This is a genomic window from Micromonospora sp. WMMD987, from assembly GCF_029581435.1.
GTDB lineage: Bacteria > Actinomycetota > Actinomycetes > Mycobacteriales > Micromonosporaceae > Micromonospora > Micromonospora rifamycinica.
Genome location: NZ_CP120861.1, coordinates 4,468,022 through 4,488,027 on the forward strand (window position 1 = coordinate 4,468,022; position 20,006 = coordinate 4,488,027).

Genomic DNA, 20,006 nt, shown 5'->3' on the forward strand with positions numbered 1-20,006 from the left:
CCCGGGGCGGTCGTCGCCGCACCCGGGCGGACACGACGGCGGGCGGCACGCGTTCGCGTGCCGCCCGCCGTCGAGCGACCGGTCGCGGACCGGCCGGGGTGGCGACCGTCCTCGCACCGGACCGGCGGCCGGACGTGCCGGCCGCCGCAGGGACCTACCGGACGACCAGGTTCAGCGGGTTGGAGATGCCGACGCCCCCGTGGGCGTCGTAGACCCGGACGGTGTAGACCGACGACGTGGCGGCCGCCAGGTCCACCGTGAACTGGTAGCGCTGCCCGCTGTTGGTCGCCGTCGTGGCCACCCGGGTCGCGCCGAGGTACAGCTCGGCCCGGTTGATCACGTCTGCGGGGTCGGCGTCGGTGGCGTCGGCCACCAGCGTGACCGTCGTCGGTTCGAGGAAGTACGTCTGCCCACCGGGGATGCTCAGCGCCACCGCCGGGGGCGTGTTGCCGCCGGTGGACGGGGGCGTCACCACCGTGATCAGCCGGGGCGGCGCCCCGCCGGACAGCGACTGGTCGGTGCCGGCGGAGACGTTCAGCACGAAGGTGGTGCTGGTCCCGGGCGCACCGACCGGCGCGGTCCACTGCGCCTCGTACCGGTCACCGGCCGTCCTGACCCCCGGTGCCACCGTGACGCCGTTCACCCGGAACGACACCGAGGTGATGCTGTGGCCGCCGCCCACCGTCGCGGTCGCCGCCAGCGGGACCGGACCCGGCGCGGTGTAGACCGCACCGGCGGCCGGGCTGAGCCACGTGACGATCGCCGGGTAGTCGGCGACCGGCGGCGTCGGCGTCGGCGTCCGGGTCGGCGTCACACTGGGCTGGACGCCGCCGGTGCAGGCGACCCCGTTGAGGGTGAACGCGGCGGGCACCGGGTTGCTGCCGAACCAGCTGCCGACGAAGCCGATGTTCACCGTGCCGTTGGTGCCCAGTTTCGCGTTCCAGCCCAGGTTGGTCGCGCTGACCTCCCGGCCCGTCTGGCTCCAGGTGGCGCTCCAGGTCTGCCCGAGCAGCTGGTCGACGGCGGGGAAGGCGAACCGCAGCGTCCATCCGTCGACGGGTTCGCCCAGGTTGGTGACCGCGATGTCGGTGCTGAAGCCACCGGTCCACTGGCTGCTGACGACGTAGTTCACCCGGCAGCCGGCCGCCGCGCTGGCCGCGCCGGCATGCGTGCCCACGGCGACCAGCCCGGTCACGGCGACGACGGCGGCCATGACGACGGCCGTCAGCGATTTCCTCATGACACACCCCGCCCAGATAATATCGTTAAACGTCAATATTAAAGATGACTGTCCTGCGGTGTGACCTTCCTGTCAAGGCACCACCGGCAGTCCTGCCGGCGGCAGGACTGCCGGTGCCCGCCCGGGTCCACCACCCCCGCGCACCCGGGCGGAGCGCCTCAGCCGCCCACGACCGGCGGACCCGTGGTGACCTTCCGCAGGTAACGCAGGCCGTCCGTGGCGAGCCGGTCCTGCGACGGGGCCAACGGACGCCAGATGGCCGCGGCGGTCGCGATGGTCTCGTTCTCCGCCGTGAACGACTCGATGCAGACCGCACCCCGGTAGCCGGTCTCCCCCAGCACGGCGAAGAAGCGCGGCCAGTCGAAGTGGTCCGCCCCGGGTGCCCCCCGGTGGGTGCCGCTGACCTGGACGTGCTTGATGTGCGGTCCGGCGGCGGCGAGCGCCGCGTACGGATCGGACTCCTCGATGTTCATGTGATACGTGTCGATCATGATGCCGACGCTGGCCGGCAGCCCGTCGATCAGCTCGACCGTCTGCGCGACGGTGTTGACCACGCTCGTCTCGTAGCGGTTCAGCGCCTCGACCCCGATGCTGACGCCCTGCTCGCCGGCCTGCTCGGCCACCGGGGTCAACGCCCGGCGGAACTCCGCGTAGCAGGCCGCCCGCGCCGACGGCGACATCCGCCAGGTACGGCCGACCGAGGCGTACACCGGGCCGCCGACGCAGGGGGCGCCGACGGCCGCCGCGGCCGCCACGCACCCGCCGAGGTACGCCACGGTCGACGCCACCACCTCCGGCGCGGCGTCCACCAGGTCCCGCCCCGGCGGGGTGACCGCGCAGACACCGGCCGCGGCCAGGCCGTGCGCGGCCAACAGGTCCCGGGTACGGACCGGATCCCAGTCGCCGGGCTGTTCGATCGGCAGTTCGACCGCGTCGAAGCCGAACGACGCGATCCGCGGGACCAGCTCGGCGAGGGCCTCGTCGTCGACGGGCGAGGCCCACACCCAGGGGTTGACGCCGATGGCGTACACCGGGCCTACTTCCAGCGCTGCGGGTAACCGGGCAGGTCGGTGCAGCCGCACATCGCGTAGTGCAGCGGCGGCATGTCCGCGTCGAGGTACCGGTCCAGGTTGTCCTGGGTGATGGTCGGCTGGGGCAGCTTCCACGGGTTGGACACCGGCTGACCGTCGAGGATCCGCAGCGCGGCGATGATCGGCGTGCGCCACTGGTAGGTCGGGTAGGTCGGCGCGATCGCGGTGAGCTTCTTGTCCTTCCAGATCTTCAGGAAGTCGAGCTGGTCCTCGCCGTTGATCGGCGGCACCGGCTTGCCCGCGTCCTGGAACGCCTCGACCGCCGCGACGGCCACCGCACCGGCGTCCATCCAGACGCCGTCGATGGTGCCGTACCGCTGGATGTAGTCGTCGACGATCTTCTTGGTCTTGGCCGGGTCGCCGTCGGTGAACTCGACCCCCACCACGTCCACCTTCGCCTTGTCGAACGCCACCTTCGCCGCCGACCAGCGGGTCTCCAGGACGTCGACGCCGGGCAGGATCCGCAGGGCGAGGAGCTTGCCGCCGGGCTTCATCTGCTGGCTGACGAACTCGGCCCCGACGTGACCGAAGCCGTAGCCGCCGATCGGGTTGATGAACGTCACCGGGCACTTCGTGTTGACCCCCCGGTCGAACACGACCACCGGCAGCCCGGCCTTGCAGGCCGCCTCGACGGCCGGGGTGAGGGTGGCGGTGGTGTTCGGCGAGACGATGAGCGCGTCGCAGCCCTTGCCGAGCAGGTCGTTGATGTCGGCGATCTGCTTCTGGTCCTTGCCCTCGGCGTCGACGTGCACGAACTCCTTGATGCGGCTCTTCTGGGCCGCCACCTCGGCCTGCATGGTCTTGAACCCGACCTGCCGCCAGGGGTTGTTCAGCGCCGCGTTGGAGAAACAGATCTTGTGCGGCCCGGCCTTCCTGAACGTGGCGGTCTCCACCATGCTCGGGTTGAGCACCTGCTCCCACGGCCGGTCCGCCGCACCGGTCGGGGTGGCCCCGAGCAGGGCCAGCTCGGCGTCGTAGTCGGCCTGCACGAAGAACTTCGACTGTTCCCCGGTGCCCGCCCCGGCGGAGGCGGAGGAGGAGGGACTCCCCGCCGGCCCCGCGCCCGGTTCGTCGGTGGCGCAGGCGGTGAGGGACAGCAGGGTGACGGCGGCCAGGGCCGTCATGGAGCGTCGCACTATGGTCTCCCCTTATCGTGACGAAGGACGGGTTGCCGAGACCGCCACGGCGAGCAGGATGATCGCGCCCTGGACGGTGGATCTGAGAGCGCCGGAGACGCCGTAGAAGTTCATGAGGGCGAACAGCAGTTCCAGGGTCAGCGCGCCGAGCATCGCGCCGACCACCGAGCCTCGGCCGCCGCCCAGCACCACCCCGCCGAGGACGACCGCGGTGATCGCGCCGAACTCCAGGCCCGCGCCGGCCTGGAACGACACCCCGCTGTAGCCGCCCAGCAGGATCGCCGCCACGGCCGCCGCCAGCCCGCTGAGGACGAAGGCGACGGTCCGGGTACGCCAGACCCGTACCCCGCTCAGTTGCGCGGTGCGCGGGTTGTCGCCGACGGCGAGCAGCGTCCGGCCGAAGTCGGACCGCATCAGCACCACCGCGAGCGCCGCGAGGACCACCAGCACCAGCAGCGCGTACGGCAGCCGGCCGAGCACCGGCACGTCCTCGACGGCCCGCCGGCCGAACCGCCGGAACTCCTCGGGGAGCCCGCCCTTCGGAGCGCCGTCGGACCACAGGTAGACCGCGCCGACCAGGATCAGGTACATGCCGAGGGTGGTGATGAACGACGGCACCCGTAGGCGTGTGGTGATCAGCCCGTTGACCAGCCCCACCAACGCGCCGAAGGCGAGCAGGAGCAGCACCACCGGCCAGGTGCGGGCCGGATCGTCGTCGATCAGCCGGGCCGCGACGACCACCTGCGCGGTGACCAGCGACCCCACCGAGAGGTCGAACTCGCCGGAGACGATCACGAAGTACTGACCGGCGGCGAGCAGGATGACCGGCGCGGACCGGCCGAGGAAGGACATCAACGACGGGGGGTCGAGGAAGTCGGGCTGCCGGATGCCGACGAGCACCAGCAGCACCACGAGGATCACCACGATCGGCAGCACCCCGCCGGGGCGGAACCGGGCCCGGAGCTGGGGCGCCGGGCGACGCTGGACGAGCTGCATGGCTAGGCCGCCGCCTTTCGCAGAGCCCGACGGGCGTAGACGGCGACCGCGGCGATGATGATGACGCCCCTGATCACCTGCTTGAAGAACGCGTCCACCTCGAGCTGGTTGAAGATCGCGTCGATACTGGCGAGCAGCAGCACCCCGCCGACCGTGCCGACGACGCCGCCACGCCCACCGGCGAGCGCGGTGCCGCCGATCACCACCGCGGCGATCGACTCCAGGTCGTAGAGCCCCTCGGTGCCCACCCGGGGCGCTCCCGACCCGAGCCGGCTGGCCAGGTAGATCCCGGCGAGCCCGGCGCACAGCGAGCACAGCACGTGCGCGGTGACCAGGACCCGGTCGTTGCGGACGCCGGAGAGCCGGGCCACCTCCGGATCGCCGCCGACGGCGACCAGGTGGTGACCGAAGCGGGTCCGGGAGAGCGCGAACCAGGCCGCCCCGGTCACCGCCAGCAGCAGCAGGAACGACACCGGCACCGGGCCGACCCGCTGGTAGCCGAGGGACTGCACGAGGCCGGGTGAGGTGCTGCCGGCCGGGCCGTCGTAGTTGCTGTCGAGGTACCCCTTGAGCAGCAGCCCGACGCCGAGGGTCGCGATGAACGCGTTGATCCGCAGTCTGGTCACGAGCAGCCCGTTGAGCAGCCCGACGGCGGCGCTGACCGCGAGCGCGAGGCCGACCGCCGGCAGCAGCGCGCCGTCGCTGCCGTTCATCGTCTCGGCCGCGACGAGGGTGCTGAGACTGATCACGTACGCCACGGAAAGGTCGAGCGAGCCGCCGAGGATGACCAGGCTCTGGCCGACGGCGACGAGCCCGAGACCGGCGGCGACGTGCAGCAGGCTCACCGTTGTCGACTGGTTGAACAACTGCCCGCCGTCGGCCAGGACGACCAGCCAACCGACCGCGAGGGTGAGAGCCAGGGCCACGAACACGCCCGGCACGGCCCGTCGGGCCGGTAACAGCGACAACGACAGGCCACTCACCGTTTCAACTCCGTTCGCGACTGCGGGGCTCGCAACACCGGCTCACTCCTCGCACTCACCGGACCGCCGCCGTTCGCGACTGCGGGGCTCGCAACACCGGCTCACTCCTCGCACTCACCGGACCGCCGCCGTTCGCGACTGCGGGGCTCGCAACACCGGCTCACTCCTCGCACTCACCGGGCCACCTCCGGGACGTGGCCGACGGCCAGGGCCACCACGTCCTCCTCGGTCGCGCCGGCGGGTAGTTCGCCGGCGATCAGTCCGTCGCGCATGACGACGATCCGGTCGCTCATGCCCAGCAGCTCCGGGAGGTCGGACGAGATCATCAACACGGCCGCGCCGTCACGGGCCAGCCGTCGGACGAGGTCGTGGATGGCCGACTTCGCTCCCACGTCGATGCCCCGGGTGGGCTCGTCGAAGAGCAGGACCCGCGGGTCGAGGGCGAGCCACCGGGCCAGCACGACCTTCTGCTGGTTGCCGCCCGACAGGAAACGGATCTCCTGGTCGTCACCGGCGGCCCGGACCTCGACGGCGGCGAGCAGGTCCCGGATCCGGGCGGTACGGGCGGCGCGACCGGAGCGGGTGGCGAAGACGGCCCGGCTGGCGAGCAGCGCGTTGTCGAGCACCGACTGGCGGGGCACGATCCCCTCGCCCTTGCGGTCCTCGGTGACGTACGCGATGCCGGCCCGCATCGCGGTGCGGGGTGAGCGCAGCCGGACCGGTCCGCCGTCCAGTGTCACGTCGCCGGTGGTGAACGGGGCGACGCCGAAGAGGGCGCGGGCCAACGCGGACCGCCCGGAGCCCTGGAGGCCACCGACGCCGAGCACCTCACCGGCCCGCAGTTCCAGGTCGATCCCGCGCAGCTTCCGGTTTCCCGCACCCCGGACGGTGAGCCGGACCGGGCCACGGTCGGCGGGGCCGGCGCGCTCCGGGTAGTAGCTGGACAGCTCCCGACCGACCATGTGCCGTACCAGTTCGTCGGTGGTGGTACCGGCGGTGTCCACGGTGGTGACCCGGCGGCCGTCCTTGAGGACCGTGATCCGTCCGGACAGGTCGAAGACCTCGGTGAGCCGGTGCGAGACGTACAGCACGCCGATGCCGCGGTGCTGGAGCCGGCGTACCAGCCCGTAGAGCAGTTCGACCTCGTGGTCGGCCAGGGCCGCGGTCGGCTCGTCCATGATGAGCAGCCGGGCGTCCAGGGCGAGCGCCTTGGCGATCTCGACGACCTGCTGCTGGGCGACGCCGAGCTGACCCACCCGGGCATCGGCGGCGAGGGTGGTCTCCCCGATCGAGGCGAGCAGCCGGTCGGTGCGCTCACGCATCGCGCGCCGGTCGACCAGCCCCCGGCGCACCGGCTCGTGTCCCAGGTAGACGTTCTCGGCGACGGTGCGCTCGGGCAGCAGGTTGAACTCCTGGTGGATGATCCCGACCCCGGCCCGTTGGGCGTCGCGCGGCCCACGGAAGACGCACGGTCGACCGGCGATCTCGACGGTGCCCTCGTCCGGGGCGTACCCGCCGGAGACGATCTTCATCAGGGTGGACTTCCCGGCGCCGTTCTCACCGACGACGGCGTGCACCTCACCGGGCGCGACGTCGAGGTCGACACCGTCGAGGACGCGCACCCCGAGGAAGGACTTGCCGATGCCCCGAAGGGTGAGCAGCGACGTCGGCGGTGCGTCTGGCATTCCGAAAGCCCTCACAGAAAGTAGTCATGGTGCTGGTTTGCCCCCGGGGTCCGACCCGGCCGGGGAGCCCGCCGGGGGGACTTTCGCCACCTGCAACAAACTCTTACGTCGCGCCGACGCAAACTTTCCTTGACATCGACGAAACATCACACGTATGAAGATAGATGTTTCGATGCCTGTCCACAATCCTCCGGCTGACGCAATTCCCAGCACACCCCCAGCCGGTCGGCACCGGCGCCGCGCCGACGGGGCGACGGACGACCACCGCCGACCCGTCGAAACATCGAACCTCTGCCCATCCATTGACAGTTGTCGATGACTGAACGATCCTGACCTCGCGGCCCACGGGACGAGAACACCATCCACGTCACTCTCAGTGACGCTTTGCGGGGCTGACGGCCGTTACGGCGGACGGCACGACGACCCGAGCAGCACACCCGTGCCCCGTCGTGCGCCCAGGCACCACCTGCGCGCCGACGGACCCACGGTCGCCAGGAGTTGCCCGCCGAAAACGAGGAGACGGCATGCGTCGTACCACACTGCTCATCGCCATGATCGCCGGCCTGTTGATGTCTCTCGGCCTCGCCCCACCCGCGTCGGCGGCCCCGGCCTTCCGCGCCCTGCTGTTCACCAAGACGGTCGGCTACCGGCACGACTCGATCCCCGCCGGGATCAGCATGTTCCAGCAGCAGGCGGCGGCCAACAACTTCGAGCTGGTACAGACCGAGGACTCCAGCGTCTTCACGGCAGCCAACCTCGCCACCTTCGACGTGATCATCATGTTCCAGACCTCCGGCATGGTCTGGACCTCGGCCGCCCAACGGCAGGCCGTGGAGGGCTACCTGGCCAGCGGCAAGGGCATCGTCGGCATCCACAACGCCCTGGACATGGGCATCGAGGGCGAGTACCCCTGGTGGGACCAGACCCTCAACGGCGGCGCCCACATGCCCGAGCACTCCCCCGGCGTGCTCCCCGGCACCGCCATCGTCGCCGACAAGCAGCACCCGTCGACGACCGGCCTGCCGGACCGCTGGAACCGCAGCGAGGAGTGGTACAACTTCGACAGCAACCCGCGCGGCAACGTGCACGTGCTGGTGACCGCGGACGAGCGCACCTACAACCCGGGCTCCCGGGCGATGGGTCCGGACCACCCGATCTCCTGGTGCCGCAGCGCCGCCGGTGGACGGGTGTGGGCCACCGCGATGGGCCACGCGATCGACTCGTACAGCGAGACGAACTTCCGCAACCACGTGCTCGGCGGCGTGAAGTGGGCCGCCGGGAACCTGCCCGGTGACTGCGGCGGCACCGTGTGGGGCAACTTCGAGAAGCGCACCCTGGACGACAACACGGTCGACCCGATGGCGCTGAACGTGCTGCCCGACGGCCGGGTCATGTACGTCCAGCGCGGCGGCCAGGTCAAGATCTTCAAGCCGACCACCAACAGCACCGTCACCGCCGCCACGCTGAGCGTCTACACCGGCGGCGAGGACGGTCTCACCGGCATGGCGATCGACCCGAACTTCGCCACCAACGGGTACGTGTACCTGTACCACTCACCGGCGAGCAGCAGCACCGACGTCAACCGCGTCTCCCGCTACACGCTCACCGGGGACACCCTCAACCTCTCCACCGAGGCCCGGATCATCGACATCCCGGCCTACCGTGACCGCACCTTCCCCGAGCCCGGCCACACCGGTGGCTACCTCGACTTCGGCCCGGACGGGAACCTCTACATCGGCACCGGCGACGACACGCCGCCCAACCTCGACCCCAACTGGCAGGGCTACGCGCCGCTGGACTGGCGGCCCGGCAAGTCCAACCTGGACGCCGCCCGCAGCGCCGGCAACACCAACGACCTGCGCGGCAAGCTGCTGCGGATCCGTCCGTCGGCCAGCGGCGGCTACACCGTCCCGACCGGCAACCTCTACCCCCAGGGCACGGCGCAGACCCGGCCCGAGATCTACGCGATGGGCTTCCGCAACCCGTTCCGCTTCTCGATCGACCCGAGCAACGGCTGGGTCTACCTGGCCGACTACGGACCGGACCGCAACCCGCCCACCACCAACCGTGGCCCCGAGGGCCTGGTCGAGCTCAACGTGATCAAGTCGCCCGGCAACTACGGGTGGCCGTTCTGCCACGGCAACAACCAGCCGTACGCGCCGTTCAACCCGGACACCGGCGTCGTCGGCGCCAAGTTCAACTGCAACGCCCCGGTCAACAACTCGCCCAACAACACCGGCCTGACCAGCCTGCAGCCGGTCGTCGCACCGAACATGTGGTACGGCTACGGCACCTCGACGACCTTCCCGGAACTCGGCTCCGGGGGCTCCGGCCCGATGGGCGGACCGGTCTACCGGTACGACCCGGCGAACCCGTCGGCCACCAAGTTCCCGCCCTACTACGACGGCGTGCACTTCTTCTACGAGTGGTCCCGCAGCTACATCAAGGAGGTGCACTTCGACTCCGCGACGGCGGTGACCCGCACCAACACGTTCCTGCCCGGCGGACGGTTCAACAAGCCGATGGACCTGGAGTTCGGCAAGGACGGCTCGCTCTACGTGCTGGAGTGGGGCACCAACTTCGGTGGCGGCAACAGCGACTCCGGGCTCTACCGGATCGACTACATCCAGGGTGGCCGGTCGCCCATCGCCAAGGCCGTCGGAACGCCCACCAGCGGTCTGGCCCCGCTGAACGTCCAGTTCAGCAGCGCCGGCACGGCCGACCCGGACCCGGGCAACACGCTCAGCTACCAGTGGACGTTCGGGGACGGCACCACCTCGACGGCGGCCAACCCGTCGCACGTCTACACCACCAACGGCAACTACACGGCGCAGTTGAAGGTCACCGACAACACCGGCAAGACGGGCTTCGCCAACGTCCAGATCACCGTGGGCAACTCCGCGCCGGTGGTCACCATCACCACACCGGCCAGCGGCGGCATGCTCACCTTCGGTGACAAGGTGTCGTACCAGATCACCGTCACCGATCCGGACGGCGGCACGGTCGACTGCAGCAAGGTGGTCCTCAACCCGGCGCTGGGCCACGACGACCACGCGCACGAGACCACCGAGTACCCGGGCTGCTCCGGCACCATCTCCACCGACCTGCTCGGCGGGCACCCGGACGGCGCCAACCTGTTCTACGTGCTCAACGCGCGCTACACCGACAACGGTGGCCCGGGCGGCTCGTCCCCGCTGACCGGCACCGCGCAGGCGATCCTCCAGCCGAAGCACAAGCAGGCCGAGTACTTCAGCAGCCAGTCCGGCATCCGGGTGGTCGACGAGGCCGGCGCGGAGAGCACCAAGCGGGTCGGCGACATCTCCAACAACGACTGGATCGCGTTCACCCCGATGAGCCTGGCGGGCATCTCGACGGTCAGCTACCGGCTGTCGTCGCCCTCCGGTGGCGGCACGATCGAGCTGCGGGCCGGCTCGCCGACCGGCACCCTGCTGGCCACCACCCCGGTGCCCAGCACCGGCGGCTGGAACAACTACCAGTCCACCGCACCGGTGAGCGTGGCCGCGCTGGCCGGTACGCAGACGCTCTACATGGTGTTCAAGGGCAGCACGAACAACTGGTTCGACCTCGACTCGCACACCTTCGGCGGGAACGGTGTCGGCACGCCCGGCACCGGCACCGGCACCGGCGTGGCGGGGAAGACCTGGACGCTCACCGCCCTGCACAGCGGGAAGCTGATGGACGTCAGCGGCGTCTCCACCGCCGACGGCGCGCAGCTCACCCAGTGGGCGGCCACCGGTGGCAACAACCAGAAGTGGCAGGCGGTGGACGCCGGCAACGGCGCGGTCTACCTGAAGGCGGTGCACAGCAACAAGTGCGCCGAGGTGATCGGCGGTTCCACCACGGCGGGGGCGTTCCTCCAGCAGGCCACCTGCAACAACGGCAACCAGCAGAAGTTCACCGCGACGGCGACCACGACCGCCGGGGTCTACACGGTGCGCAACGTGCAGAGCGGGCTCTGTCTGGACGTCAACGGTGCCGCCACCAACGACGGTGCGCGGCTGTTGCAGTGGACCTGCCACAGCGCGACCAACCAGCAGTGGCGGTTCACCCAGGTGTGACGCCCCACCCGTCGCCGCCGTGGCGACGGTAGGCCGGGAGGGCCGGCTCCGCAGGTCGGAGCCGGCCCTCTCCGGTCGTGTCGCCACCCCGCCGTACGGGGTGGCAGGCGGGCCGCCCCGGTCCGGGCCGACGCGACGACCAGCGGGACGCCGGATCGCCGCCGCGCGACGGGACGGGCCGCCGCAGCCTGCTCCCCCCAGGACCGCCCGGGCAGCGCCGTGCCCCGCGCGGCGGACCCGGTAGGCGTGCATTCTCCGGTCGGTCGCCTCACCGCCACGACCGGTGGGGGCGGTCACCGCCGACGTCGCCCCGGGGAGGGGCACGCAGGCACCCCGGGGCACGCAGGCACCCCGGGGGCACGCAGGCGCCCCGGAGCACGCAGGCGCCCCGGAGCACGCAGGCGCCCCGGAGCACGCAGGCGCCCCGGGGGCACGCAGCTACCCGGCAGGGGCACCGGTTCGCCTCCGGTGGCCGACGGCCGGAACCCCCCGGTCGTGGACGGCACCCGACGGTTCCGGCCGGCAGGCCGGTGCTGTCCCGCCCCCGGGCCTCGGCGCGGAGACGGTGATCGGCAGGGCCCGAGGTGCGGGCCCTGCCGATCGGTGGTGCACCTGCTGTTCAGGTGGTCCGGCGGCCCGGTCCATCCCGGCCACCGGCGGACCTCAGGAACCTCCGGGGTCCGGCGGGCACGTCCTCAGCGCTGCCGGGTGAGCAGACCCGGCCGGTAGGGCAGCAGGCCGTAGTCCACGCCGTCGGAGCTGGGCGAACGGCCCTGGTAGAGCAGTTGCAGGTTGCACGGGTCGATGGTCATGGTCTGGTCGGCGCTGGTGCGCAGCAGCTCGCCGTGGCTGATGTCGTTGGTCCAGGTGGCACCGCTGTTGACCTTGCCCGCGAACGGGTTGTTGTAGGTCGCCGCGTTCGGCGTCCAGGTGCCGTTCAGGCTGGTCGCCGTGAACGAGCGGAAGTAGCGTTCCCAGGAGCTGGTCCTGGCCTCGATGATCATCAGGTACTGGTTCTGGCCCGCGACCTTGTAGACCTGCGGCGCCTCGAAGATGTTCTCCGAGGTGTCGCTCATGATGGTCGTGTAGCTGGAACCGAAGTTGCCCGGGAAGTTCCCGATCGGCATGCTGGCCCGGTAGATCTTGCCGTTGTCACCGGCGAAGAACAGGTACATGTTCTGGCTGTCGGCGATCAGGGTCTGGTCGATCGGGCCGGTGCCGGAGCCGGAGATGGTGCCGGTGAACATCGTCTGGGCCGGACCCCACCCGTTCGGGTTGGTCGGGTCGGTCGACGTACGGTACGAGAACGCCGCGCCACCCCACTGGTAGGCGAGCACCCAGATGTTCTTCGGCGCGAAGTAGAACAGCGACGGCGCGACGGTGCCCTGGCTCATGGTGTTCTGCGACGCCGAGGCCATCTCCGACCAGTTCGTGAACAGGCCGAAGTTCATCGACCCCCACGAGCTGCCGAAGTCGTGCGTGGTGGCGTAGACGAGCTGCCTGCCGTTGTACGGGGCGACCGTGAAGTCCTTCAGCGACACCCAGCCCGACTTCGGGGTGGCCAGCGGACCCGTCGACGACCACCGGTACGACGACGGCAGTGTGCAGTTGCCGCCCGGCGGCGGGGTCGTGGGCGGCGGGGTGGTCGGGGTGGTGCCACCGATCTTGACGAGCTGCCACTGCTGGTTGGTGCCGTTCCAGTCGGCGTACTGCACGATGTTGCCGCCGTCGGCGGTGGACGCGCCCTGCACCTCGACGGCCTTGCCGCTGTTGCGGTTGATCAGCTGGATGTAGCCGTCGATGTCCTGGATGCTGAACTGCTGGTTGGCGCCGTTGTTGTCGGTCCACTGCACGATCGCCCCGCCGTCGGCGGTCGACTTGTTGTAGACGTCGAGCACCTTGCCGGACAGCTTCGACTTCAGCCGGTAGTAGCCGCCGCCGGAGTCGACGAACTGCCACTGCTGCTGGGAGCCGTCGTTGCGGGTCCACTGGGTGATCCGGGCCCCGTCGTTGGTGGCCAGGTTGTAGACGTCGAGGGCCTTGCCGCTGTTGCGGTTGACCAGCACGTACGAGGCGCTGGTGTCGATCGTGGCGGCGGCGGCCTCGGTGACGGTGGCCGCGACGACGACCCCGCCGCTCAGGGCGGTCACGATCGCCGTGGCCGCCGGCAGCAGCCATCGCCGGCGTCGGTGACCCGGCTGGCGGGTCACCGGGCCGGATGGGTCAGCCAGGAGGTGCATGGGTGCTCCTTCATGAGGACGGGTGGAGCCTGAAGGGGACGATCCCTGCGCGGTGACGTCGTCGCCGCGGACCGCCGGTGGTGTCGCGACCGGTGCCCGCCGGCCGGTCCGTCGTCGGGACCGGGGTCGACCGGCAATGTGAACGTTCACATTGACAGTTGACCGTCGAGCCCATCCTTGATCCAGTGGTGGGGAGGCGAACGGACCGACAGGGTTTCCATTCAGATCCGGCGATGTTACCAGAGCGTTTCATATGGCTCAAGACCCGCTCAGAGCACCCGCCCCGCCCCCGCCACCCCCGATGCCCGGCAACAGGTCATCGATCCACGTCGTGATGTTAACGCTCACTCCCCCGCCCGCCGGCCGGGACCGCCGCCGTCACCGTCCATCCACCATCCGTCGCCCACCGGGACACCACCCGTCCCTTCCGATCGGCTGGGCGATGTGCCATCTTCGATGAATGTGGGTCGATGGCGTCGCCGACGGACCGGGCAGCACCGGGGCGGACCGGCCGGGAGCGGCAGCGCGGTGCCGCTGACCGGCGACGGCCTCCGTCCGGCCGTACGTCGCGCCCGGCCCCGCACCGGACTCGCCGTCGGCCTGCTGGTCGTCACGCTGCTGATCCTGGTCGGCGGGCTCGGTTACGCCGCCCTGCTGCACGTCCAGCAGGCGAAGATCAACCACGAGCTGGACTGGGCGATGGTGCACGGCCGCCCGGCCGACCCGTCCGGCTGCACCTGGATCTTCGGCGGCGCGAGCGACACCGGGCACGCCGGCTCACCCCCGGCCGGTTTCCCCCGGCACGCGGCCATCCACACCGTGGCCCGCACCGGCCGACCACAGGTCGAGCAGGTGACCCGCAACGGCACGGCTTACCACGTGCGTACGCAGCAGCGCGGCGGCGAGGTCGTGCAGGTGGTCTTCGATGCCCGGTTCCAGCGCGCCGAGCGGCGGCACCTGCTCTGGGGGGTGACGGCCGCCGCGGTGGCGGTCCTGGTCGCCGCCACCGCGACCGATCTGCGGTTGCGTCGCAGGTCGGTACAGCCGCTGGCCGAGGCGCTCGACCGGCAGCGCCGGTTCGTCGCCGACGCCAGTCACGAGCTGCGCGCCCCGATCACCCGGGTGCACACGGCGGCACAGTTGCTGGCACAGCGGTCGGCCTGCGCCGACACCGGGACCGCACAGCAGGACCTGGACCGGCTGCTGCGTACCACCCGACTGCTCGGGGAGATCGTCGACGAGCTGCTCCTGTCCGCCCGGCTGGCCGACCCGACGGCCCGACCGGCGGCCACCGTCGACCTCGCCGCGCTCGTCAGCGAGGCGGTCGAGGCCGACGCGCCCCGCGCCGCCGAACACGACGTGACGCTCACCGTGGCCGGCGGGGACGCCCCGGTGCCGGTCTGCGGCGTCGGGTCCGCGCTGCGTCGGGTGGTGGCGGAGCTGCTGGCGAACGCCCTGCACCACACCCCGACCGGCGGTCGGGTCGAGGTGCGGTTGCGCCCGGCCGGCGCGGGCCACGTCGAGCTGGTGGTCAGCGACTCCGGCCGGGGCCTCGACCCGCGGCACACCGACCGGATCTTCGACCGCTTCCACCGGGGCCCCGACGCCGGGGACCGCCGCCTCGGACTCGGGTTGGCCCTGGTCCGCGAGGTGGTCACCGCGCACGGCGGCACGATCAGCGCCGCCGGGCGGCCCGGGACGGGGGCCACCTTCACCGTACGGCTGCCGGTGCCCGGCGGGGATCCGGGCGGCGGGCCACCGACGGAGGGCGACCCCGCCGGGGGCTGGTGGCCGTTCTGCTGGCGGGCCAACCGGGACCGGACGGACCGGGAGCACGAGATGAGCAGGTTCTGACCGGTGAAGAATTCCGCGGGTCAACCTTAGGCCGTTTCGGTGCGACCATGAACGGATGACCGACCCGTCACCACCGGCGCACGGCCCGTTGCTCCTCGTCGAGGACGACACGGAACTCGCCGACATGCTGGTCGAGCTGTTCCGCCGGGCCGGATACCCGATCGACCTGGCCCGGGACGGCCAGCGGGGCCTGCACCTGGCCCTGCGCGGCCGGTACCAGGTGATCATGTTGGACCGTCGGCTACCGGCCATCGACGGCGTCGACCTGCTCGTCCGGCTACGACGCCGTGCGGTCGGCGCCCGGGTGCTCATGCTCAGCGCGCTGGCCGATCCCGACGAGCGGATCCGGGGCCTGGACGCGGGCGCCGACGACTACCTGCCGAAGCCGTTCGAGGTGCCGGAGCTGATGGCCCGGGTCCGGGCGCTGACCCGCCGCCGCTTCGACGGGGCCGAGTGGATCCCCATCGGCGCGGGGCAGCTCGACCTGGCCCAGCGCGGGGTACGACTGCCCGACGGTCGGCAGGTGACGCTCAGCGGACGGGAGTTCGACCTGATCCGGCTGCTCGCCACCCAGCCCCGGATGGTGCACAGCCGCAGCCAGCTACGCGGCCGGGTCTTCGGTCCCGACCGGACCGAGGCGGTGGTCGACACGTACGTGCACTACCTGCGGCGCAAGCTCGGCGACGGCGTGGTACGCACCGTGCACGGACTCGGCTACCAGATCGGCGCGCTGTAGAGCCGGCCGCCCGGGACCGTCGGCCCCGGGCGGCCGGCGGCTCAGCGACCCGCGAACCGGGCCGGACGCTTCTCCAGGAAGGCGGCCATGCCCTCCCGCTGGTCCTCGGTGGCGAACAGGGTGTGGAAGGCCCGTCGCTCGAACAGCACCCCGGCCCGCACACCGACCTCCTCGGCCTGCCGGACCGCCTCCCGGGCCAGCAGCGTCGCCAGCCGGGGATGCCCGGCCACCACCGCCGCGGCGGCCCGGGCCTCCGCCAGCAGCCGCTGCGTCGGCACCACCCGGGACACCAGGCCGTACCGTTCCGCCTCCCACGCGTCGAGCTGCCGTCCGGTGAGGACCAGGTCCATCGCCCGGGCCGCGCCGACCAGCCGGGTCAACCGCTGCGTGCCGCCGATACCGGGCATCACCCCCAACCGCAGCTCCGGCTGCCCGAACCGGGCGTTCTCGGCCGCGAAGACCAGGTCGCACATCATCGCCAGCTCACACCCACCGCCGAGGGCGTGCCCGGCCACCGCCGCGATCTTCGGGGTACGTAGCGCGGCGAACGCGTCCCACCCCGCGAAGTGATCCTCCAGCGCCACGTCCAGGAAGGACTTGCCCGCCATCTCCCGGATGTCGGCACCGGCCGCGAAGACCTGCTCCGACCCGGTGATCACGAAGCAACCCACACCCGGATCGCGGTCCAGCGGTCCCAGCGTCCCGACCAGCTCCGTCAGCAGCCCGGTGTCCAGCGCGTTACGCACCTCGGGCCGACACAACCGCACCGTCACCACCCGGTCGACCTGTTCCACGGTGATCCTCATCGTCGCCTCCGTCCGCTCAGGAATCCCAGATCGCGCCGTACGCGGGCACGCCGCGTTCCTCCATGCCCCGCACCACCTGCCAGGTCAGGGTGCGGTTCGAGATGCAGATGACCGCCTCGGCGTCGAACTCCCGGCACACCCGCCAGGCCAGCCGCAGCATGTCGGGCTTGCCGTCGCGGGCGGTGTCCCACAGCAGCGCGTCCGGCTGGTGGGCGAGGATCTCGTCGACCAGCCCGTCGCCGAAGGTCTCCCGGTGCCGGCGGGCCGCCCAGACCAGGCGGGCCGGCACCAGCCCGGCCAGCAGATGCGGCAGCACCGGGCCGATCCCGCTGCCGGTCGCCACGTACACCACCCGCCGGAACAGGGTCTCGATGTTCGCCACCCCGGCCGTGCTGATCCCCTTCACCCACACCCGGTCCGGCGCGTCGTCGATGAACCGCCCGGTCCAGTCGCCGGCCCGGGAGACCGTCAGCCGGAACCCGGTGCGGCCCGGCGTCGGCACGTTGGCGAAGGAGTGCCACTCCCACAGCGGGCTGCGGCTGACCGCCGTGGACGAACCGGGGAACGGGGTCACCCCGTGGTCGAAGTGCGCCAGTGCCACGTGCGACGAGGGGCGATGCACCACCACGGGCACCCGGCGCAGCCGTAGCCAGGGCAGGGCGATGCTGGCGGTCAGCACGGCGAGCACCCCGCCCTGCGGGGAGCCGGCCAGCGCCACCGGCCCGCCGGCCAGGAAACCGGCCTGCGCCCAGAGCAGCGCCAGGGCCGCCCAGCCACCGAGGCGGTGGGTGCGCTCGAACAGGTCGTGCCGGCGGGAGCGGACCGGTGGCAGCGCGGTGCCGACGACCGCCAGCAGCAGGACGGCGGCGGCGTACCCGGTGAGCAGCGCCCCGACCGGTCCGTCGCCGACGGTCAGCGCGCCGAGCTGCGCCAGGTACCACCCGGTCCCGGCCAGCGCCGCGCCGACGTGCACCCCCCCGAAGTGGTAGACCTTGCCCAACGTCGCCCGGATCCGCAGCGGCCAGCGGGTGGGCGCCCGGGTGGCCAGCCAGAAGAACAGGTTGACCAGGTACTGCTGGCGGACCAGCACCGCCAGCGCCACGTTCGCCAGGGCGGCGTCGCCCAGTGCGGCGGGCTCGCGCCACCAACCGGCGGTCCACCCGTACGCCAGCAGCACGGCGTTGCCGGTGAGCACCGCCGCCACCAGACGGTGGTGGTGCATGAACCGGGGGTGGGCGAGAATCCGGCGCAGCGTGCCGGCCGGCGGCGGCAGCACCTCGCCGGACCCGGTCGTCGGGGCCGGAGGCGGACCCGTCGGGGCCGGCGCGGCCCGCAGACCGGTGCCGGTCACGCCGCCGCCTCACCGAGGTGCGCCCCCTGCCAGCGCAGGTCGAGGGCGAGCCGGCGTAGGGCGTCCCGGTCGACCTTGCCGCGCCCGGTCACCGGCAGTTCCGCCAGCGGGTGCACGGCGGCCGGCACGCAGTAGTAGGGCAGCGCGGCGGCCACCGCCTCCCGGCACCGTTGCGGGTCCAGCCCGGCCGGGGCGACGAAGGAGACCAGGTCCCGGTCGGTCAGCCTGAGGGTGACCGCCCACCGGCAGCCGGGCACCGTCTCCAGCACGGCGGACACCGCGTCCAGCTCGACCCGGAAGCCCCGGACCTTCACCTGGTCGTCGGTGCGGCCCAGGTGCTCCAGTTCCCCGTCGGCACGCCAGCGGCCCCGGTCACGGGTGCGGAACATCAGCCGGCCCCCGCCCAGGAACGGGTCCGGGGCGTACCGCTCGGCGTTGAGCGCGTCGTTGTCCAGGTAGCCGGCGGAGACGCAGTCGCCGCCGGCCCACATCTCACCTGCCTCGCCGATCCGGCAGGGCCGACCGTCGGCGTCGAGGACGTAGACGGTGTTGTTCGGTGTCGGCCGGCCGATGGTGAGCGGGCCGCCGGGCCGGTGCCGGTGCATGGTGTTGACGATGGTGGTCTCGGTCGGGCCGCAGCAGTTGTAGAAGACCCGGCCGGCGGCCCAGCGGTCGGCCAGCGGGCGCGGGCACGGCTCACCCGCCACGGCGACCACCCCTACCCCCGCGCACCGGTCCAGGTCGATCCGCCCGAGCACCGACGGGGTGGCGATCACCACGTCGGCGCGGGCGGCGGTGGCGGTGAGGTCGTGGTCGCGCACCAGCAGGGTGCCACCGTTGGCCAGACAGCCCAGGATCTCCCAGGCCGCCATGTCGAAGGCGACGTTGAGCAGCTGGGCGACCCGCCGACCCGGCCGCACGCCCAGGTCGCCCGGGGCGGTGAGCAGGATGTTGGCCACGTTGCCGTGGGTCACCGTGACACCGTTCGGGGTGCCGGTGGTGCCGGAGGTGAACAGCACGTAGCAGCCGTCGTCGGCGCGGACCGGCCGGTCCGGCGGGGCGGCGGTCAGGTGCCGGCCCGGCGGCAGCGGTTCGGCCATCACCTCGTCGACCGCGAGCCGGGGCACCCCGGGCAGCGCCGGCACCGTGTCCAGCGCCGTCGACGTGGTCAGCACCACCCGGCAGCGGGCCGCCGAGGTGACCTGCCGCAACTGCCCGGCCGGGGCGATCCGGACGTCCTGCGGGACGTAGGCGGCCCCGGCCTTGAGCGTCGCCAGGATCCCCACCAGCATCGGGATCGACCGGCTGGCGAAGACGCCCACGGTGTCGCCGGTCCGCACCCCGAGCGCCACCAGCCGGTCGGCGAGCCGGTTGGCCTGCCGGTCCAGCTCGCGGTAGCTGATCCGCACCCCGAGGTGTTCGGCCGCGACGGCCTGCGGGGTGGCGGCGGCCCAGCGGGCGAACGCCTGGTGGATACGCAGATCGGGTACGGGTACCGCCGGTCCCTGGCCGAACCGGTGGAAGAGCCGGCGCTCGCGGGGTGTGAGCTGGTCCAGCAGTGGTCCCCGCCAGCCGTCCGGCGCGGCGGGAGGGGTGCCGGCCGGGCGGGCCGCGTCGTCGATCGTGCCGGACTGTCGTACGGACATGGGCTGCTCCTGTTCCGACCGCCGCTCCGTGCGGCGGTCGAGATAGATGCTCGCCAATGCATTTGAGAAATGTCTTAGATTCCGTACGGCGGCCGGACGCCCGTGCCGGTGTGGCACCGCGGACAGGCGCGCTCCCGCACCCGAAAGGACCCGGTGCGGGAGC

The 20,006-nt window shown here is 72.0% G+C and carries 13 protein-coding genes; 3 read left to right on the plus strand and 10 right to left on the minus strand.

The window, feature by feature from the left end; translation table 11 throughout:
* Positions 1-154: 154 nt before the first annotated feature.
* The 6 genes from O7612_RS18815 to O7612_RS18840 form a co-directional block, all read right to left on the minus strand.
* Positions 155-1,240 carry a cellulose binding domain-containing protein gene (locus tag O7612_RS18815; protein WP_282266045.1) on the minus strand — a complete coding sequence of 362 codons (1,086 nt, stop codon included), beginning with the start codon at positions 1,238-1,240 and terminating at the stop codon, positions 155-157.
* Between the two features lie 158 nt (positions 1,241-1,398).
* Positions 1,399-2,271 carry a sugar phosphate isomerase/epimerase family protein gene (locus O7612_RS18820; protein ID WP_282266046.1) on the minus strand — a complete coding sequence of 291 codons (873 nt, stop codon included), beginning with the start codon at positions 2,269-2,271 and terminating at the stop codon, positions 1,399-1,401.
* Between the two features lie 5 nt (positions 2,272-2,276).
* Positions 2,277-3,467: an ABC transporter substrate-binding protein gene (locus tag O7612_RS18825; protein ID WP_282266047.1), complete on the minus strand. Its 1,191-nt coding sequence runs from the start codon at positions 3,465-3,467 to the stop codon at positions 2,277-2,279.
* A gap of 12 nt (positions 3,468-3,479) precedes the next feature.
* Positions 3,480-4,463, minus strand: coding sequence for an ABC transporter permease (locus O7612_RS18830; RefSeq protein ID WP_282266050.1), 984 nt, complete (start codon positions 4,461-4,463; stop codon positions 3,480-3,482).
* Positions 4,464-4,465: 2 nt separating this feature from the next.
* A complete protein-coding gene (locus tag O7612_RS18835) occupies positions 4,466-5,446 on the minus strand; it encodes an ABC transporter permease (RefSeq protein WP_282266052.1) in 981 nt (326 codons plus the stop codon).
* Between the two features lie 173 nt (positions 5,447-5,619).
* Complete coding sequence (locus tag O7612_RS18840; RefSeq protein WP_282266054.1) at positions 5,620-7,131, minus strand: sugar ABC transporter ATP-binding protein; 1,512 nt, start codon at positions 7,129-7,131, stop codon at positions 5,620-5,622.
* Between the two features lie 524 nt (positions 7,132-7,655).
* Here O7612_RS18840 and O7612_RS18845 point away from each other — a divergent pair.
* On the plus strand, positions 7,656-11,210 hold the full coding sequence (locus O7612_RS18845) for a ThuA domain-containing protein (protein WP_282266057.1): 3,555 nt from the start codon (positions 7,656-7,658) through the stop codon (positions 11,208-11,210).
* Between the two features lie 695 nt (positions 11,211-11,905).
* Here O7612_RS18845 and O7612_RS18850 read toward each other — a convergent pair.
* Positions 11,906-13,450 carry a non-reducing end alpha-L-arabinofuranosidase family hydrolase gene (locus O7612_RS18850; protein WP_282266059.1) on the minus strand — a complete coding sequence of 515 codons (1,545 nt, stop codon included), beginning with the start codon at positions 13,448-13,450 and terminating at the stop codon, positions 11,906-11,908.
* 456 nt (positions 13,451-13,906) lie between these two features.
* On the opposite strand from O7612_RS18850, the gene O7612_RS18855 reads away from it, so the two are divergent.
* Together O7612_RS18855 and O7612_RS18860 are read left to right on the plus strand one after the other, a co-directional pair.
* A complete protein-coding gene (locus O7612_RS18855; protein WP_282266060.1) occupies positions 13,907-15,304 on the plus strand; it encodes a HAMP domain-containing sensor histidine kinase in 1,398 nt (465 codons plus the stop codon).
* 55 nt (positions 15,305-15,359) lie between these two features.
* Positions 15,360-16,040 carry a response regulator transcription factor gene (locus O7612_RS18860; RefSeq protein ID WP_282266062.1) on the plus strand — a complete coding sequence of 227 codons (681 nt, stop codon included), beginning with the start codon at positions 15,360-15,362 and terminating at the stop codon, positions 16,038-16,040.
* Between the two features lie 41 nt (positions 16,041-16,081).
* On the opposite strand, the gene O7612_RS18865 is transcribed toward O7612_RS18860, so the two are convergent.
* The 3 genes from O7612_RS18865 to O7612_RS18875 form a co-directional block, all read right to left on the minus strand.
* A complete protein-coding gene (locus O7612_RS18865; protein ID WP_282266063.1) occupies positions 16,082-16,846 on the minus strand; it encodes an enoyl-CoA hydratase-related protein in 765 nt (254 codons plus the stop codon).
* A gap of 16 nt (positions 16,847-16,862) precedes the next feature.
* On the minus strand, positions 16,863-18,122 hold the full coding sequence (locus tag O7612_RS18870; protein WP_348774308.1) for a hypothetical protein: 1,260 nt from the start codon (positions 18,120-18,122) through the stop codon (positions 16,863-16,865).
* A gap of 71 nt (positions 18,123-18,193) precedes the next feature.
* Positions 18,194-19,843 (minus strand): amino acid adenylation domain-containing protein, encoded by a 1,650-nt coding sequence (locus O7612_RS18875; protein WP_282266066.1) that lies wholly within the window; start codon positions 19,841-19,843, stop codon positions 18,194-18,196.
* Positions 19,844-20,006 lie beyond the last annotated feature (163 nt).

Bases quoted from the DNA above. Each gene is read 5' to 3' on its own strand.
- O7612_RS18815 (WP_282266045.1), bottom strand. From the start codon at position 1,240: ATGAGGAAATCGCTGACGGCCGTCGTCATGGCCGCCGTCGTCGCCGTG.
- O7612_RS18830 (WP_282266050.1), bottom strand. From the start codon at position 4,463: ATGCAGCTCGTCCAGCGTCGCCCGGCGCCCCAGCTCCGGGCCCGGTTC.
- O7612_RS18840 (WP_282266054.1), bottom strand. From the start codon at position 7,131: ATGCCAGACGCACCGCCGACGTCGCTGCTCACCCTTCGGGGCATCGGC.
- O7612_RS18845 (WP_282266057.1), top strand. From the start codon at position 7,656: ATGCGTCGTACCACACTGCTCATCGCCATGATCGCCGGCCTGTTGATG.
- O7612_RS18850 (WP_282266059.1), bottom strand. From the start codon at position 13,450: ATGCACCTCCTGGCTGACCCATCCGGCCCGGTGACCCGCCAGCCGGGT.
- O7612_RS18855 (WP_282266060.1), top strand. From the start codon at position 13,907: ATGAATGTGGGTCGATGGCGTCGCCGACGGACCGGGCAGCACCGGGGC.
- O7612_RS18860 (WP_282266062.1), top strand. From the start codon at position 15,360: ATGACCGACCCGTCACCACCGGCGCACGGCCCGTTGCTCCTCGTCGAG.
- O7612_RS18865 (WP_282266063.1), bottom strand. From the start codon at position 16,846: ATGAGGATCACCGTGGAACAGGTCGACCGGGTGGTGACGGTGCGGTTG.
- O7612_RS18875 (WP_282266066.1), bottom strand. From the start codon at position 19,843: ATGTCCGTACGACAGTCCGGCACGATCGACGACGCGGCCCGCCCGGCC.